Raw genomic sequence first — 16,841 nt, 5'->3', positions numbered from 1 at the left:
CTGCTAACTCCTGAAGCCCATGGCTGACATCAACGCCCCCACCGTTGTCGCTGAAATCACCGCGCTGCACGACGCCTACGAGCGGGCGCTGGCCGCGAACGACGTTCCGGCCCTGAACGCTTTCTTCTGGGACTCGCCGCACGTGGTACGCTTTGGCGTGGCCGAACACCTTTACGGCGCGGAGGCGGTGGCGCTATACCGTCACGGCAGCAGCCCTGAATTCACCGAACGCACGCTGCTCCGCCGCACCATCCTCACGTTCGGCACCGAGACCGCCTCGGTCATGTGTGAATTGAAACAAAGCATTCACCAGCGCACGCGCCACACCCGCCAGTCGCAGCAATGGGTCCGGTTTCCCTCGATCGGCTGGAAGATTGTGTCCGCCCACGTTTCCCACGCGCTCAACCCGCCGGGCTTGAACCCGGCCTGGGATGACTACGTTGATCACACCGCGGCGGCGATCGGCCTGCCGATCGAACGATCCTTTCGCAGCGGCGTCGTGCAGCAGCTGCAGCGCACCGCCGCCCTCGCGGCGCCGCTGCTAGCCTTTACACTCCCGGCCGACGTCGAGGCTGCGCCCGTCTTCACCGCATGAGCGCACAGCTCGCCAGCCTGAGCGGCCTCGAAACCGCCGCCGCGATTCGCTCCGGCCAGGTCAACGCCCGCCGCGTGGTGGAATCGGCGCTCGAGCGCATTGCCGCGACCCACGGCGCGATCAACGCGTTCACCAGCGTCACGATGGATCGGGCCCGGCGGGAAGCGGCCGCGGTCGACGACGCCTTCGCCTCCCGCCGCGATCCCGGCCCGCTGGCCGGCGTGCCCTTCGCGGTGAAAAACCTCTTTGATCTCACCGGCGTCGTGACCGTCGCGGGCTCGAAGATCAATCGCCACCACCCTGCGGCCACGAGCGACGCTACTGCGGTCGAGCGCCTCTGCCGCGCGGGCGCCGTGTGCGTCGGCGCGCTCAACATGGGCGAGTACGCCTACGATTTTGTGACGGACAACGCGCACGACGGCGCCACGCGCAATCCGCACGACCTGGCGCGATCCGCCGGCGGTTCGTCCGGTGGCTGTGGTGCCGCGGTCGCCGCCGGCCTCGTGCCGATCGCGCTCGGCACGGATACGAACGGTTCCATTCGCGTGCCTTCGTCGTTCTGCGGCATCTGGGGACTGAAGCCCACGTACGGCCGGCTCTCCCGCGCCGGGAGTTTTCCGTTCGTCGAAAGTCTCGACCACATCGGTCCGTTCGCGCGCACCGTCGCCGATCTGGCTGTGGCCTACGACGCGATGCAGGGCCCGGATCCGCGCGACCCGGCGTGCGCGCAGCGACCGGTGGACGCCGCCGCGCCTCACCTCGACACCGGCCTCGGCGATCTCCGCGTGGCGCTGCTCGGCGGCTACTTCGAACGCGGCTGTCCGCCGCAGGCGCACGCGGCGGCCGTCGCCGTGGCCAACGCCCTGAGCCCGGCCTTTCGCGGCGGGCGCGTGGAGTTGCCACAGGCGGCACACGCCCGCGCCGCCGCCTTCCTCATCACGGCGACCGAGGGCGGAAGCCTGCACCTCGATCGCCTGCGGAAGAACGCCGCATACTTCGATCCGAAGATCCGCGATCGCTTCCTCGCCGGCGCGCTCACGCCCGCGGCCTGGTATCTGCACGCGCAACGTTTTCGCGCGTGGTTCCGCGCGCAGGTGCGCGAGGTGTTTCGCCACGTCGACGTGCTGATCGCGCCCGCCACGCCGGTGCCCGCCACGTTTCTCGGGCAGGAATTGATGACCATCGAGGGCGTCGAGCTGCCGGTGCGTCCCAATCTCGGCCTCTTCACCCAACCGATCAGTTTCATCGGCCTGCCCGTCGTGGCGGCCCCGGTGCACACCGCCGGGCCGCAACCGATCGCCGTCCAGTTGATCGCCGCGCCCTGGCGCGAGACGGCGCTGCTGCGCGTCGCGCGCGTGCTTGAACACTCCGGCGTGTGCACCGCGCCCGTTGCGCGTCTGGCCGCATGAACGCTCCCTCTCACTCGTCAGCCAGCGCGAGCAACGCAGGGAACGCTGCTCCGCATGTTCCCGTTTCCGGCGCCGCACCGGTTCCGGCCGAGCCGTATCCGTTTGCCCTCGTGCCGCGGGAGTGCGGCCTGCTCGTGATCGACATGCAGCGGGACTTCCTCGAGCCGGGCGGTTTCGGTGCGGCACTGGGCAACGACGTCACGTTGCTTCGCCGCACGATCGCGCCGGTGTCACAGGTGCTCGCCGCGTGGCGTCGCGCCGGTCTCCACGTGGTGCATACGCGGGAGGGACACCGGCCGGACCTGAGCGATCTGCCGGCGGCGAAGAAAGTCCGTTCCCGCGGCGCGCTGACGATCGGCGATCGCGGTCCGATGGGCCGAATCCTGATCCAGGGTGAAGCCGGCCACGCGATCATCCCGGAGCTGGCGCCACTCGCCGGTGAGCTGATCATCGACAAGCCGGGCAAGGGCGCGTTCTGGGCCACGGATCTTCACGCGCAGTTGCAACGGCTCGGGCTGCGCCAGCTCGTGGTGACGGGTGTCACGACCGAGGTCTGCGTTCACACGACCGTCCGCGAGGCGAACGATCGCGGCTACGACTGCCTCGTGCTGTCGGACTGCGTCGCCTCGTATTTCCCCGAATTTCACCTCGCCGCGCTGCGGATGATTTCCGCGCAGGCGGGCATCTTTGGCTGGGTCTCCGACTCGGCCCGCCTCCTCGCCGCGCTGCCCTGATTCACCCACCTGCTCCGCCCGAACGTTCCACCGCTTCCACCATGACCACCCTCACCCGCCCGAAACTCTGGGTGCCCGGAGACTGGAACGCCTTCTTCGGTTTCGGCACCAACATTCTCGTCAACGTCCTCACGCTCACCGGCCTGCTGCGCTACGTGCTGAAGATGCCGGACGATCTCGTGTTCGGTCGCATCCTGCCAGCCGTCGGATTGATGCTCTGCCTCTCAACGTGCTACTACGCGTGGCTGGCGTACGACCTCGCGCGCAAGACGGGACGCAACGACGTCTGCGCCCTGCCCTCCGGCCCCGGCGTGGGCCACATGTTCATCTGCGTTTTCGTCGTGATGCTCCCGATCAAGCTGCAGACCGGCGATCCGATCAAAGCGTGGGAGGCGGGGCTGACGTGGGTGTTCATCCAGAGCATCGTGCTGGTCATCGGCGGATTTCTGGGACGCTGGGTGCGCAAGGTCACGCCGCGCGCCGCGCTCCTGGGCACGCTCGCCGGCGTGTCGATTACCTTCATCTCGATGCGTCCCGCGCTGCAGATGTTCCTGACGCCCGCGATCGGGCTCGTCTGCTTCGCCATCCTGCTCGTGAACTGGTTTGGCGGTGTCCGCTATTTCCGCGGCCTGCCTGCCGGCCTGATCGCAATGGCCGTGGGCATGGCGATCGCCTGGGGTTCCAATCTCTTCGGCCTGAACTACGGCGGACTCTCGCTCGAGGGCCTCACGCAGTCGTTCACGCATTTCGGTTTCAGCGTGCCGCTGCCGGCGTTCGGCCATGTGTTCTCGGGCTTCGAGTACCTCGGCGTCCTGCTGGTCACCGCCATACCGTTCGGCATCTACGATCTCGTCGAGGCCATCGACAACGTGGAAAGCGCGGCGGCGGGCGGAGACAGTTTTCCGACCACGCGCGTCCTGGCCGCCGACGGCATCGTGAGCATGATCGGTTGCCTGATGGGCAATCCGTTCATCCTCGCGGTGTACATCGGCCATCCCGGCTGGAAGGCAATGGGCGGCCGGATCGGCTATTCGGTGGCGACCGGCGCCATGGTGATCGTGCTCTGCTGGCTCGGCACCGTCTCCGTCATGCTGGCCCTCGTGCCCGTCGTATCCATTCTGCCGATTCTGCTCTACATCGGCATGCTGATGGGCTCGCAGGCGTTCTCCGAATCACCGCACCGCCACGCGCCGGCGGTGGTCGTCGCCCTCGTGCCCCATCTTGCCGCGTGGTCCATCGGCTTGATCAAGGGCTCGCTCGCCGCCGCGGGCGTGACTGCCATCTCGGCGGATCTCGTCACCAAGATGGCCGGCGAAGGCGTGCTGTTTCACGGCCTCGAGATTCTCGGCGGCGGCGCTGCACTCGGCGGCTTGGTGCTCGGCGCCATCGCCGTCTACATCATCGACCGCCAGCTGTGGTGGGCCGCGCGATTCGCCGCGGCCGGCGCCGTCCTCACGTTCTTCGGCCTGATGCACGGCGAACGCATCGGACTCGCCCAGAGCCCGGCGGTGGCCGCGAGTTATCTGACGATGGCGGTGTTCCTCGCGGGGTGCGCGCACTTCGCCGCGCCCGTGGCGATCACGCCCACCGCACCGGTGCACGCAGACGAGCGCACGCCGCAGCTCGCTGACGTCGCCTGAACCTCACGCCATGACGCCGTCGCTCGATCTCACCGCCCTGCGCGCCGCGTATCAGGCCGGCACGCTCACGCCGGTGGAGTTGGTGGAGGACCTGCTCCGCCGGATCGCGCAGCACGCGGATCCTGCCGTGTGGATCCACGTGCTTTCGCGCAACGAGCTGCTCGCACACGCCCGGCGCGTCGAGGCCCGCGGTCCGGACGCCCAGCCGCTCTACGGCGTGCCCTTCGCGATCAAGGACAACCTCGATCTCGCCGGTGTGCCGACCACGGCGGCGTGTCCGGATTTTGGTTACATACCGAGTGCGTCCGCTCCGGTCGTGCAACGGCTGATCGACGCGGGCGCGATCCCCGTCGGCAAAACCAACCTCGATCAGTTCGCCACGGGGCTGGTCGGCGTGCGTTCGCCGTATGGCGTCCCGCGGAACCCGTTTCGCGCGGATCTCATTCCCGGCGGCTCCAGCAGTGGTTCCGCCGTGGCCGTGGCCAGCGGCCTCGTATCGTTTGCCCTCGGTACGGACACCGCCGGATCGGGCCGAGTGCCCGCGGGCCTCAATCACCTCGTTGGCTTGAAACCCACGCGCGGCGCCCTGAGTTCGCAGGGCATGGTGCCGGCGTGCCGCTCGCTCGATTGCATCTCGGTGTTTGCGCTGACTTGCGCCGACGCCGCCGCGATTGGCGCCGTCGCAGAGTTCTTCGATCCCGGCGATCCGTATTCCCGCGCGCGGCCCGGCGTGGTCAACGCCTGGCCGCCCGCGCCGCGGATCGGCGTGCCGGCGAAAGATGCCCGCGAGTTTTTTGGCGACACGGTTGCCGAGCGACTCTTCGACGAAAGCCTGGCGCGCGTCACTGCGCTGGGCGCACAGCTGGTTGAAATCGATTTCGCCCCGTTTCACGAAACCGCCAGTCTGCTCTATCACGGGCCGTGGATCGCCGAACGCTGGGCGGCGTTGCGGACGTTTCACGCGCAGGCGCCCGAGGCGTTCTTTCCCGTCACGCGCAGCATCCTTGAAACCGGCGGCGCGGTGAGCGCGGCGGATGCGTTCGACGGCTTCCACCGGCTCGCGACCCTGATGCGCCGCGCCGCGAGCGAGTGGGAAAAAATGGACGCCCTGCTCGTGCCGACCGCACCGCGGCCCTACACGCTCGCCGAGGTCGCCGCCGATCCCGTGCGCGCCAACTCCCGTCTCGGGACCTACACGAACTTCGTCAATCTGCTCGACCTCTCCGCGCTCGCCGTGCCCGCGGGCCTCCGCCCCGATGGGATTCCCTGGGGCGTCACATTCATCGCGCCGGCCTGGCGCGAACGGGAGTTGCTGACGCTCGGCGCCAGCTGGCACGCGCACGTCGGCGGTACGCTCGGCGCCACCCTGACTCCGCTGCCCGCCACCCTGCCCGCGCCCCCGCCGCGACCGGCTGCGATTCGGCTGGCCGTGGTCGGCGCCCACCTTTCCGGACTGCCCCTCAATCACCAATTGACCGAGCGCGGCGGTCGGCTCGTGTGGACCGGCCGCACGAGTCCGCACTATCGCCTTCACGCGTTGCCAAACACCGTGCCGGCGAAACCCGGACTCGTCCGCACCCTCGGGATCGATGGCACCGCCATCGCGGTCGAAGTCTGGGAACTCACCCCGGCCGCCTTCGGCAGCTTCGTGGCTGAGGTTCCGCCGCCGCTCTGCATCGGCAGTGTCGGCCTGGAAAACGGCGAGGTCGTCAAAGGCTTCCTCTGCGAGCCGGCCGCGCTGGTCGGCGCGCCGGACATCAGCGGCTACGGCGGCTGGCGGGGGTATCTCGCCTCCACGCGGGGCACGGCGATCCGCTGACGGTCACGTGCAATCCACGCCCGCGAGGTCCATGGGTGTAATCCACCCTTTACACATATCAACGCTTGCCTATGCGTTGATGCGACATGACGCCAGACCGGCCGATCTCCGAACTCTTCGCTCAATCCCGTCCCTTGCGCTCGCTGGAATTTTTCCCGCCCAAGGACGACGCGGGCGTTGAAGCGCTCCGGGCCACGGCCGGCGCGCTGCGGCCGATGAAGCCGGATTTTGTCTCGGTCACCTATGGCGCGGGCGGCACGACCCGGGACCGCACCGCGCAGGTGTCGGCGCTGTTGCGCACGGAATTTGGTTTCACAGTCATGCCGCACCTCACCTGCGTGGGTCACTCGCGCAATGAACTGGGCGACATCGCCGACCGCATTCATGACGGTGGTTTTCGCAATATCATGACGCTCCGCGGCGATCCGCCGAAGGGAGCGACGGAGTTCAAGGTCGCGACCGATGGCCTGCGCAACGCCAGCGAACTCGTCACGCTGCTCAAGGCGCGCCAGCCGCAATTTTGCCTCGGCGTCGCGGGTTATCCCGAGAAACACCCCGAGGCTTCGTCGCTCGACGTCGATCTCACGCATCTGAAACGCAAGGTCGATTGCGGCGCCGACTTCATCACGACGCAGCTGTTCTTCGACAACACCGTGTACTACCGCTTCGTCGAGCGCTGCCGTGCCGCCGGCATCACCGTGCCGATCGTGCCGGGCATCATGCCGGTGCTCTCGTTGAAACAAATCCAGCGTTTCACCCAGATGTGCGGAGCTTCACTGCCGAAGCAGCTGATCACCCGGCTCGAGGTGGCAGCGGAAAACACCGACGTCCTCGAAACCATGGGGATCGATTGGGCGCTCACGCAGATTCGCGGACTCCTCGCCAACGGTGCACCGGGTTATCACCTCTACATTTTGAATCGCGCAAAGGGCGCGCTGGCGCTGACCGCCGGGCTGGCGGCGTAACGCTGAATTGCGGAGTGGGGATTGCTGAAATCCACGCTGGGACCGCGACCGCCCTCGGTCGCTGACGGCAGACAGCGACCGAGGGCGGTCGCGGTCCCAGGGAAACAACGGTCCCTGTAGGATTGGGAGCCCGGGGCCCCGATCTGCGCGGAAACGTCGTTGGTTACGCCTGGCGCCCGATCCGCAGTCCGCAATCCCCAATCCGCAATTGAATCATCCGCCGGCGAACACGGCCTTGAAGCCCGCTTCGCCGAGGATGCGCGCGACGGTTTCGCGCTGATCGCCCTGAATCACAATCGCACCGTCCTTGACCGTTCCGCCGCAGCCGCAAGCTGAGCGGATTTTTTTTGCGAGCTGATCTTTTTCCGGTTCGCCGATCCCGACGAAGCCGTCGGCGACCGTCACGGTCTTGCCGCCCCGTCCACCGGTTTCCCGGCGAATATCCACCCGCCCGCGATTTTTCACCGGCTTCGCCGCTCCGCCCGTATCCGGTTTCCGGTTTCCGCTCTCCGGCCTCGAAACTCCGGTATCCGGTTTCCGGTCTCCGGTTTTGGGCGGCAGCCCCGCCGCACTCAGCGCGGCAAACGGATTCTGGCCGAGCCCCTGCCCGCCGTCGGTCGAAATTTTGCCGCCGTTGCTCATGATTGCAGAACGCTGAGTTATTTCGCCCCCGCACGGCCGCCGCACACGCCGACCGGGATGTTCGCGTCGCCGCCGAGAAACATGAGGGCCTTCGCGTAGCTGCGGTTCTCGAGGAAGTGCACGAGTTGGGGGTGCAACCGGCCCCGACCTTGGTCGAGAAAACCGTCCAGTTTCAGCATTTCGTCCGCTATCCGCTGGCCATCAGCCACCTTGATAGCTCCAAGCAAGGCATCGAGGGCGGTTTTAACCTGCGTTTCCATGGTAGGCATTCTGGATTTCCTTATCCGGCTGTTACCCACCTTAAGCGCGATTGCAATCCCGGGCCGGTGCCGCGCCGTACTTGTGTCAGAGCCGGGGCTGTGGTCCATTGATCGTTCATTTTCGCGGCAGCAAAGCGTTCGCCCGGAGAACCGTACAGCACACTCCGGGTCCACCGTTCGGCTGCCTGCAAAATTTTCTCTTCTCCATGAACCTCTCCGCCCTCTCCGCCACCGCCAACGCCGACCTCATCGAGTCGACCTACCAGGCGTGGTTGACCGACCACAATTCCGTCGATCCGACGTGGCGCGCCTTTTTCCAAGGCTTCACGCTGGGGAGCAACGGCACCTCGCCCGTCGCCGCGCTCGCCACCGCCGCCAGCAACGAAGCCAACGCCCACGCCGCGGTCCCGATCATCGATAGCCTGAAGCAGTCGCGGGTGCATCACCTGATCAACGCCTACCGTTCGATCGGTCACATCGAGGCCCACCTCGATCCCCTGAGTGAACCGCCCGCGCCGTTTCCCAAACTCTCACTCGAGCAAAACAATCTCGAGGAAAGCGACCTCGACACCGTGTTCGACATCGGGACCTACCTCGGCGGCGGCCAGATGAAGCTGCGCGACATCATCTCCAACCTGCGCCTCACCTATTGCGGGCACGTCGGCGTGGAGTACATGCACATCCAGGACATGGACGTCCGGCTCTGGCTGCAGGAGAAAATGGAAACGTCGCGCAACCAGCCCGACTTCTCCACCGCGGAAAAAGTCCGCATCCTCAGGCGCGTGCACAAGGCGGAGTTGTTCGAGCGGTTCCTCCACACGAAGTACGTCGGACAAAAGCGATTCTCCCTCGAGGGCGGTGAAACGATGGTGGCCGCCGTCGACTCGATCATCGAGATGTGCCCGAGCTGCCGGGTCACTGAAGTGGTCATGGGCATGGCGCATCGCGGCCGGCTCAACATCCTGACGAGCGTCATGCGAAAGGACTTTCACGTCCTCTTCGAACAGTTCTCGGAAAACTACATCCCGGAAACCGTCGGCGGCGACGGCGACGTGAAATACCATCTCGGCTACGAAGCCATCCTGGAAACGGCTGCCGGCCAGCCCGTCGAAGTCCGGCTCGCGGCCAATCCGTCGCATCTCGAAATCGTCAATCCGGTCGTCGAAGGCAAAGCCCGCGCCCGCCAGCGCATCCGCGGCGGCCGCGAATTCCGGCACACGGTGCTCCCGCTGCTGATCCACGGTGATGCCGCATTCGCCGGTCAGGGTGTGGTGGCCGAAACGCTCAACTTCTCGCAGCTCCCCGGCTATCGCACCGGCGGCACGCTGCACATCATCGTCAACAACCAGATCGGCTTCACGACCGTGCCCGAGGAGTCCCGCTCCACGCGTTACTGCACGGACGTCGCGAAGATGATCGAGGCGCCGGTCTTCCACGTGAACGGCGACGATCCCGAGGCCGTCTGCATGGTCGCCCGGCTCGCCCTGGAGTTTCGCGAGAAGTTCGCCCGCGATGTCGTCATCGACATGTATTGCTATCGCAAGCACGGGCACAACGAGACGGACGAGCCGGCGTTCACGCAGCCGCTGCTCTACAAGAAGATCGCGACGCATCCGCAGATTTCCACGGTGCTGAGCCGCAAGCTCACCGCCGAAGGCGTCATCACCGCCGCCGAATCCGAGGCCATCAAGGCCGAGTACACCGCCGCCCTCGAAAAGAATCTCGAACTGGCCAAGGCCGCCGAGGTCGTGAAGTCGCAGAAACGCGCCGCCGCGCTCGAAGCGAAGAAATTCACCGGCTCCACCGCGGTCTTCCAGCCCGACTACCATTTCAAGCCGGTCGCCACGCGGGCCACGGCCGAGGTCATCGACGAAGTCGCACGCGGCCTCGCGAAGCTGCCCGCGACGTTCAAGGTCAACCCGAAGATCAAGCGCTTCCTGGATGCCCGCACCCAGGCGCACAAGGACGGCGGCCCGATCGACTGGGGCTTCGCCGAGGCGCTCGCGTTTGGCACGTTGCTCGTCGAGGGCACGCCGGTCCGCCTCAGCGGGCAGGATTGCGAACGCGGGACGTTCAGTCACCGGCACGCGGTGTTGCACGACAGCGAGACCGACGAGATGTACGCGCCGCTGAAGCACCTCACGGAGAAGCAGGCGCAGTTCTGCGTCTACAACTCGCTGCTCTCGGAGGCGGCCGTGCTCGGCTTCGACTACGGCTACTCGCTCGACTACCCCGGCATGCTGTGCATCTGGGAAGCCCAGTTCGGCGACTTCGCCAACGGCGCCCAGGTCGTGATCGACCAGTTCATCTCCAGCGGTGAATCGAAATGGCAGCGCACCAGCGGCATCGTGCTGCTGCTGCCCCACGGCTACGAAGGCCAGGGCCCCGAGCATTCCTCGGCCCGCTTGGAACGTTTCCTGCAAATCTGCGCCGAAGACAACATGCAGGTCGCCAACATCACGACGCCCGCGAACTTCTTCCACGCGCTGCGCCGCCAGATGAAACGCGACTTCCGGAAGCCGCTGATCGTGATGTCGCCTAAGTCGCTCCTGCGCCATCCCGCCGCCGTCTCGAAATTGGACGAGTTCACCAGCGGCACCTTCCAGGAAATCATCGACGATCCGATGTTTGGCAGCGCCACCCGCGCGCCGTTTCCCGCGGAGGTCAAGGCGCCGACGCGGCTCATCCTGTGTTCGGGCAAGATTTACTACGATCTGGTCGAGTACCGGACGAAGCAGAAGCTGACCGACGTCGCGGTGGTCCGGCTCGAACAACTTTATCCGCTGCACCGGAAGCGGCTCGCCGAACTCGCCAAGAAATACGACGGCGCCCGCATCATCTGGGCCCAGGAGGAGTCGGAGAACATGGGCGCGTGGTCTTACATCGCCCCGCATCTCGCCGACATCTTCGGCCTGCAACCGCTCTACGCCGGCCGCGACGCCTCCGCCTCGCCCGCCGTGGGTTCACTTGCCTTGCACAAACTCGAACTCGCTGCGTTGCTGAAGCAGGCGTTTACGATCTGACCCTGAACTCCCGCGAATCACTCTAGTCCACGCGAACAAATCCAACTCCGCTTTTCGCGTTCATTCGCGTGATTCGCGGGAAAAAAATCTCCCATGCCTCTCCTCGAAGTCAAAATTCCGCCGATGGGCGAATCGATCAGTTCCGGCATTCTCGCCAAGTGGCACGTCGCCGACGGTGATGTCGTCAAGAAGGACCAGCCGCTCTTCGAACTCGAAACCGACAAGATTACCTCGGAAGGCACTGCCGAGGCCGCCGGGAAAATCACCCTCAAGGCCGCCGCTGGTGACGAAGTGAAAATCGGCCAGGTGGTCGCGAGCATCGACAGCGACGGAACCGCGGCCGCCAGCTCCGCGCCCGCCGCGGCCGCACCCGCCGCCTCCGCCGCCAAATCCGCCGAGCAGTCACCCGCCGTCCGTCGTCTCGCCGCCGAAACCGGCATCGATCCCGCAAGTGTTGCCGGCACCGGCAAGGCCGGCCGCGCCACCAAGGGCGACATGCTCGCCGCCTCCGCCAAGGCTACGGAGGCCACGGCCGCTCCGGCTCCGGTCCCGCCTGCCGCGAAAGCGCCGGTTGCTCCGGCCAGTCCGCAATCCGCACTCCCCACTCCGCAATCGTCCTCGCCCGCGTCCCGCCAGACCCGACGCAAGATGTCGCCGCTCCGCGCCAAGATCGCGCAGCGACTCGTCGCCGCCCAGCACGAGGCCGCGATGCTCACGACCTTCAACGAAGTCGACATGTCCGCCGTGATGGCGCTGCGGGCGAAATATCAGGACGACTTCGTGAAGAAAAACGGGCTGAAGCTCGGCTTCATGTCCTTCTTCACGAAAGCCGTGGTGCACGCGCTCAAGGAAGTCCCGGGCGTCAACGCCCAGATCAACGGCGACTCGATCGTCGAGAATCACTACTACGACATCGGTGTCGCGGTCTCGACCGAGAAGGGCCTGATGGTGCCGGTCATCCGCAATTGCGACACGCTCGGCATGGCCGACATCGAGAAGGCGATCGGCGACGCTGCAAAACGCGCCCGGGAGAGCAAAATCACCCTCGCCGATCTGGAAGGCGGCGTCTTCACGATCACGAACGGCGGCATCTTCGGCTCGATGCTCTCGACCCCGATCATCAATCCGCCGCAGAGCGCGATCCTCGGCCTCCATGCGATCAACGATCGTCCGATCGCGCTGAACGGTCAGGTCGTCATCCGCCCGATGATGTATCTGGCTCTCAGTTACGATCACCGTCTGGTCGACGGCAAGGAGGCGGTCACGTTCCTCGTGAAAGTGAAGCAGGCGATCGAGGATCCCACGCGGCTGCTGCTCGCGATCTGAAGCCGCGCCCAGGCGCGTCGAGTTGAGAGCTGAGGGTTGAGAGTTGAGAGACTCGAAAACCTCAGGTGCTCAACTCTCAACCCTCAACTCTCAGCTCTCAACTTTGATGGACTCTTTCGATCTGATCGTCATCGGCGCCGGTCCCGGCGGGTATGTCTGCGCGTTTCGCGCGGCCCAACTGGGACTCAAGGTCGCGCTGGTTGAAAAGCGCGCCACCCTCGGCGGCACCTGCCTCAACGTCGGCTGCATTCCGAGCAAGGCGCTGCTCCACTCGAGCGAACACGTCGTCTGGGCGAAACACCACGCGGGCGAGCACGGGATCAAGCTCGGTGCCGTCGAGGTCGATCTCGCCGCGTTCATGAAACGGAAGGACGACGTCGTGACGAAGCTCGTCGGCGGCATCGGCCAGCTCGCGAAAGCCCGCAAGGTCACGATCGTCACCGGCGCGGCATCGTTCGTCTCCGCCAACACCATCGAAGTTGCTCCGGCCGATGTGGGCGGGGTGCCGTCTCCCCGCTCCCAGCTCACCGCGAAGAACATCGTCATCGCCACCGGCTCAGCGCCGGTTGAATTGCCGTTCATGAAGTTCGACGGCCAGACCGTGGTCTCGAGCGATCACGCAATCGCCTTCGACGCGGTCCCGAAAAAACTCGTGGTCGTCGGCGGCGGCGCCATCGGCCTGGAACTCGGCTCCGTGTGGGCCCGGCTCGGCAGCGACGTCACGGTCGTGGAGTTCCTGCCCAAGATCATCGCCACCTACGATGACGACATCGTCCGCAACTTCACCCGCATCCTCCAAAAACAGGGCCTGAAGATCGAGGTCGGAGCCAAGGTGACAGGCTTGAAAAAGTCTCCGGACTCAAATCTCAAGTCTCAGATCTCAGATCTCAAATCGCCCACCGCCATCCTGACCGCCGAGCGTGAAGGAAAGGTGCTCGAATTCCCGGCCGACAAGATCCTCGTCGCCGTCGGCCGCCGCCCGTTTACCGACAGTCTCGGCCTGGATCGCGCGGGCGTGCAGCTTGACGACAAGAAGCGCGTGAAAGTCGACGCTCACCTGCGCACCAACGTCGCCGGCATCTGGGCGATTGGTGATGTCGTCGCCGGCCCGATGCTCGCGCACAAGGCCGAGGAGGACGGCGTTGCCGTCGCCGAATGGATCGCCGGCAAGGCCGGTCACGTGAACTGGGATCTCGTTCCCGGCATCGTCTATACGAGTCCTGAGGTCGCATCGGTGGGACTCGGCGAGGACGCCGCCAAGGCCAAGGGCATCGCGGTCAATGTGGGCAAATTCAATTTCGCCGCGAACGGCCGCGCCATCGCCGCGGCTGTCACCGACGGCTACGTGAAGATCATCGCGGACGCGAAGACCGACAAAATTCTCGGCGCCCAGATCCTCGGCCACAACGCCGGCGAACTGATCAGTGAAGTCGTGACGCACATGGAATACGGCGGCAGCGCCGAGGACCTCGGCCGCACCATCCACGGTCACCCGACGATGAGTGAAGCGGTCAAGGAAGCCGGCCTCGCCGTCAGCAAGAGCGCGATCCACGCACTCTGACCGCCGGCCGCAGCCGGGAGCACGGGCGAGGGGAATCGTTTCACCCGCCCGCGATGTTCGACAAAACACGCTCGCGACGCGTGAAAATTCCCGCACGGTTTTTCCCGTGCCCAACGAACCCCGCCTCAACCGCCGCGCCTTCCTCCACCGTTCCGCCGCGCTCGCCGCCACCTCGCTGCTGGCGTCGCGGCTCTCGCCTCTCCTTCACGCGGGCGAACCCGGCACCGCCTACCGCAGCGCGTGGGATCGCTCACCCGACCGGATCTGGCTGGGACCGGAACTGTGGGCGAACCCGATGCAGGACTGGCAGCTCGCGGGCGGCCGGGTGGAGTGCGTCAACCCGGCCCCGGATCGCAACGTCCACCTGCTCACGCGCCAGCTCGCCCACCGCGCCGGCACCCTCGAATTGAACGTGCACATCGGCCGGGTCGGTGGCGGTCCGCTCGCGGGCAGCGGCTCCGCCGGCTTCCGTATCGGCATTCTGGGCACGCTGAAGGACTACCCGGAACTCCACGACTACCGGAACAATCTCTGGCCCGCTCCGGGCGCCGGTTTCGACGCCGGCTTCACCGCCGGTGGCGTCCTGTTTCTCCAGCGGCTCGGCGCGCCGAATGGCGTGAAACTCGACCTCGCCCGGGAGTCAGTTGACCTGCGGCTGACGGTCGGCCCGCAGGGCGGCGGCTACACGGCGACGCTGACGGCATTGGATCCCGCGAACGCCCGGACGCTCGCACAGGTCAAACTTGACGGCATCAACGGCGACGCCCTCGTTGGCAACGTCGCCCTCGTGAACAATTTTTCCGCTCCTGGCGACGGCGCGCTCAACGCCAAGGGCAAGGCTAAGGCGAAGGCCAAGACCGCCGGTGCCGGCCCGGGCCCCGGGCTCGGCCAGTTCTGGTTCAGCGACTGGAGCGTCGGCGGCACGAAACTCACCGGCCGTGACGACCAGACCTTCGGGCCGATCCTGTGGTCGCAGTACACGCTGACCGGCGGCGTGCTGAAGTTGTCCGCGCAGATGCCGCCGTTGGGTAACGGCGACTCGGATACGGTGCGGCTGCAGGTGAAGACCGGCGCCACGTGGAAGACGCTCGGCGAGGAGAAGATTCATCCCGAGGCGCGGACGGCGGCGTTTCGCGTCGCGGCCTGGGACGACACCAAGGATGCCGATTACCGGCTCGCGTATACGCTGAAGGCGCGCGACGGCTCGGGCGTGGAGCACTACTGGACCGGGACCGTGCGGCGCGATCCGGTCGACCGCGAGACGCTCACCGTCGGTGACGTGTCGTGCAACATCCACACGATCTTCCCGAACGTTCCCTACGTGCGCAGCATGGCGCAGCTGAACCCCGATTTCCTGGCGTTCGTCGGCGATCAGTTCTACGAGAGCTGCGGTGGCTACGGCGTGCAGCGTGCGCCGCTCGACAAGGCGATGCTGGATTATCTGCGGAAGTGGTACTTCCACGGCTGGACCTGGCGCGATCTCACGCGCGACCGCCCGAGCATTTCGCTGCCCGACGACCACGATGTTTACCAAGGCAATCTCTGGGGCGAAAGCGGCGAGGGCCAGGTGACCACGCAGGAGGCCGGCGGCTACAACATGCCGGCGGCGTGGGTGAACGTCGTGCATCGCACGCAGACCGCACATCATCCCGCGCCCTACGATCCAGCGCCGGCGAAGCGCGGCACGCTGAATTATTACGGCCCGCTGACCTATGGCCGGATCAGTTTCGCGATCCTCGCCGATCGGCAGTTCAAGCCGGGGCCGGAGGGCAAGGTGCCCCCGACCGGCGACCGCGGCGATCACGTCAAGGATCCGAACTTCGATCCCAAGACCGCCGACCTCCCGGGCCTCGAGCTGCTGGGTTCCACGCAGGAGAAGTTCCTCCGCGAATGGGTGCTCGATTGGAAGGGCGCGGACATGAAGGCCGTGATCTCGCAGACTATCTTTGCCGCGATGGCGACCACCCACGGCGGAAGCCAAGAGGTGCTCGTGGCCGACTACGACGCCAACGGCTGGCCGCAGGCGGGCCGCATCCGCGCGCTGCGCGAGATCCGCAAGGCCTTCGCCGTCCACATCGCGGGCGATCAACATCTCCCGGCCGTGATCCAGTACGGTCTCGACACTCATCGCGACGGCCCGATCGCATTTGCCGGCCCGGCCGTGAACGTCGGCTATCCCCGCTGGTGGGAACCCACCAAAACCGGCCGTAACAAGTCCACGGGCAACGCGAAACTCACCGGTGATTTCATCGATCACTTCGGCAATCCGATGACTGTGCTTGCGGTGAAGAACGGCCCCTACGAACCGCCACGGCCCGCGCTCGAATCGGTCAACGCCAAGACCAGTGGTCTCGGCCTCGTGCGTTTCAACAAGGCGAAACGCACCATCACGCTCGAATGCTGGCCGTATTCCGCGGACGTCACGAAACCCGGCACGCAGATGGAGACGTGGCCCGTGACCGTCACCCAGCTCGACAACTACGCGCGCAAACCCGCGGCTCACCTTGTCGAGCTGCAGATCAGCGGCGTGAAGAATCCCGTCGTCCAGGTCTTCGAGGAAAAGACCGGCGAGCTCGTCTACGCGCTGCGCTTGAACGGCCAGACCTTCCGGCCGCATGTCTTCGCCACCGGCAAGTACACGGTCAAGGTGCTCGAGCCCGAATCGAGCCGCAGCGCGACGGTGGCCGGGCTCGAGGCCAGTGCCGGCAACCAGGACAAACTCAACGTGACGATCTAACGTTGGCGGCGCCACCTAGCCGCCGGTGACTGATGTGGGCGGGGTGCCCTCACCCCGCGTTCGTGTCCAATGCTGACAACGCCGCGGGGTGAGGGCACCCCGCCTACATCGGCCGTATCCGCAGTGCCCC

12 protein-coding genes are annotated in these 16,841 nt (G+C 66.1%); 10 read left to right on the top strand and 2 right to left on the bottom strand.

The window, feature by feature from the left end; genetic code table 11:
- The first annotated feature begins 19 nt into the window (after positions 1 to 19).
- The 6 genes from ACLJEU_RS07730 to metF all read left to right on the top strand — a co-directional run bounded on the left by ACLJEU_RS07730 (position 20) and on the right by metF (position 7,162).
- Positions 20 to 595: an AtzH-like domain-containing protein gene (locus ACLJEU_RS07730; protein ID WP_414662031.1), complete on the top strand. Its 576-nt coding sequence runs from the start codon at positions 20 to 22 to the stop codon at positions 593 to 595.
- The gene (locus ACLJEU_RS07725) at positions 592 to 2,004 is read left to right on the top strand and encodes an AtzE family amidohydrolase (RefSeq protein ID WP_414662030.1); all 1,413 of its coding nucleotides are present in this window, start codon (positions 592 to 594) and stop codon (positions 2,002 to 2,004) included. The genes ACLJEU_RS07730 and ACLJEU_RS07725 overlap by 4 nt, the downstream gene beginning before the upstream one ends.
- Entirely contained in the window at positions 2,001 to 2,738 is a 738-nt protein-coding gene (locus ACLJEU_RS07720; protein ID WP_414662029.1) for a cysteine hydrolase family protein, read from the top strand. Before ACLJEU_RS07725 ends, ACLJEU_RS07720 begins: the two co-directional genes overlap by 4 nt.
- 41 nt (positions 2,739 to 2,779) lie before the next feature.
- Positions 2,780 to 4,378, top strand: coding sequence for a regulator (locus tag ACLJEU_RS07715; protein WP_414662028.1), 1,599 nt, complete (start codon positions 2,780 to 2,782; stop codon positions 4,376 to 4,378).
- A 10-nt stretch (positions 4,379 to 4,388) separates the two neighbouring features.
- On the top strand, positions 4,389 to 6,197 hold the full coding sequence (atzF, locus tag ACLJEU_RS07710) for an allophanate hydrolase (RefSeq protein ID WP_414662027.1): 1,809 nt from the start codon (positions 4,389 to 4,391) through the stop codon (positions 6,195 to 6,197).
- An 86-nt stretch (positions 6,198 to 6,283) separates the two neighbouring features.
- Positions 6,284 to 7,162 carry a methylenetetrahydrofolate reductase [NAD(P)H] gene (gene metF / locus ACLJEU_RS07705; protein ID WP_414662026.1) on the top strand — a complete coding sequence of 293 codons (879 nt, stop codon included), beginning with the start codon at positions 6,284 to 6,286 and terminating at the stop codon, positions 7,160 to 7,162.
- Positions 7,163 to 7,375: 213 nt separating this feature from the next.
- Here the strand turns inward: metF and ACLJEU_RS07700 are convergent, their stop codons facing one another.
- Both ACLJEU_RS07700 and ACLJEU_RS07695 read right to left on the bottom strand, forming a co-directional pair.
- Complete coding sequence (locus ACLJEU_RS07700; protein WP_414662025.1) at positions 7,376 to 7,804, bottom strand: translation initiation factor; 429 nt, start codon at positions 7,802 to 7,804, stop codon at positions 7,376 to 7,378.
- Between the two features lie 17 nt (positions 7,805 to 7,821).
- The gene (locus tag ACLJEU_RS07695) at positions 7,822 to 8,073 is read right to left on the bottom strand and encodes a hypothetical protein (RefSeq protein ID WP_414662024.1); all 252 of its coding nucleotides are present in this window, start codon (positions 8,071 to 8,073) and stop codon (positions 7,822 to 7,824) included.
- A 197-nt stretch (positions 8,074 to 8,270) separates the two neighbouring features.
- Between ACLJEU_RS07695 and ACLJEU_RS07690 the strand changes: the two genes are divergently transcribed.
- The 4 genes from ACLJEU_RS07690 (at position 8,271) to ACLJEU_RS07675 (ending at position 16,711) form a co-directional block, all read left to right on the top strand.
- Positions 8,271 to 11,087, top strand: coding sequence for a 2-oxoglutarate dehydrogenase E1 component (locus tag ACLJEU_RS07690; protein WP_414662023.1), 2,817 nt, complete (start codon positions 8,271 to 8,273; stop codon positions 11,085 to 11,087).
- 93 nt (positions 11,088 to 11,180) lie between these two features.
- Entirely contained in the window at positions 11,181 to 12,413 is a 1,233-nt protein-coding gene (odhB, locus tag ACLJEU_RS07685; RefSeq protein WP_414662022.1) for a 2-oxoglutarate dehydrogenase complex dihydrolipoyllysine-residue succinyltransferase, read from the top strand.
- A 106-nt stretch (positions 12,414 to 12,519) separates the two neighbouring features.
- Complete coding sequence (gene lpdA / locus ACLJEU_RS07680; protein WP_414662021.1) at positions 12,520 to 13,974, top strand: dihydrolipoyl dehydrogenase; 1,455 nt, start codon at positions 12,520 to 12,522, stop codon at positions 13,972 to 13,974.
- A 106-nt stretch (positions 13,975 to 14,080) separates the two neighbouring features.
- Positions 14,081 to 16,711: an alkaline phosphatase D family protein gene (locus ACLJEU_RS07675; RefSeq protein ID WP_414662020.1), complete on the top strand. Its 2,631-nt coding sequence runs from the start codon at positions 14,081 to 14,083 to the stop codon at positions 16,709 to 16,711.
- The last annotated feature ends 130 nt before the right edge of the window (positions 16,712 to 16,841 follow it).

Source organism: Terrisphaera buseokensis (assembly GCF_047521145.2).
Taxonomy (GTDB): domain Bacteria; phylum Verrucomicrobiota; class Verrucomicrobiia; order Opitutales; family Opitutaceae; genus ER46.
Note: the sequence above shows the minus strand (reverse complement) of the source record. Positions and strands in the feature narration are given on the sequence as shown.

What these genes read in the sequence shown, in the direction of transcription:
- ACLJEU_RS07730 (WP_414662031.1), top strand. Translation starts at nt 20, where the DNA reads ATGGCTGACATCAACGCCCCCACCGTTGTCGCTGAAATCACCGCGCTG.
- ACLJEU_RS07725 (WP_414662030.1), top strand. Translation starts at nt 592, where the DNA reads ATGAGCGCACAGCTCGCCAGCCTGAGCGGCCTCGAAACCGCCGCCGCG.
- ACLJEU_RS07720 (WP_414662029.1), top strand. Translation starts at nt 2,001, where the DNA reads ATGAACGCTCCCTCTCACTCGTCAGCCAGCGCGAGCAACGCAGGGAAC.
- ACLJEU_RS07715 (WP_414662028.1), top strand. Translation starts at nt 2,780, where the DNA reads ATGACCACCCTCACCCGCCCGAAACTCTGGGTGCCCGGAGACTGGAAC.
- atzF (WP_414662027.1), top strand. Translation starts at nt 4,389, where the DNA reads ATGACGCCGTCGCTCGATCTCACCGCCCTGCGCGCCGCGTATCAGGCC.
- metF (WP_414662026.1), top strand. Translation starts at nt 6,284, where the DNA reads ATGACGCCAGACCGGCCGATCTCCGAACTCTTCGCTCAATCCCGTCCC.
- ACLJEU_RS07700 (WP_414662025.1), bottom strand. Translation starts at nt 7,804, where the DNA reads ATGAGCAACGGCGGCAAAATTTCGACCGACGGCGGGCAGGGGCTCGGC.
- ACLJEU_RS07695 (WP_414662024.1), bottom strand. Translation starts at nt 8,073, where the DNA reads ATGCCTACCATGGAAACGCAGGTTAAAACCGCCCTCGATGCCTTGCTT.
- ACLJEU_RS07690 (WP_414662023.1), top strand. Translation starts at nt 8,271, where the DNA reads ATGAACCTCTCCGCCCTCTCCGCCACCGCCAACGCCGACCTCATCGAG.
- odhB (WP_414662022.1), top strand. Translation starts at nt 11,181, where the DNA reads ATGCCTCTCCTCGAAGTCAAAATTCCGCCGATGGGCGAATCGATCAGT.
- lpdA (WP_414662021.1), top strand. Translation starts at nt 12,520, where the DNA reads ATGGACTCTTTCGATCTGATCGTCATCGGCGCCGGTCCCGGCGGGTAT.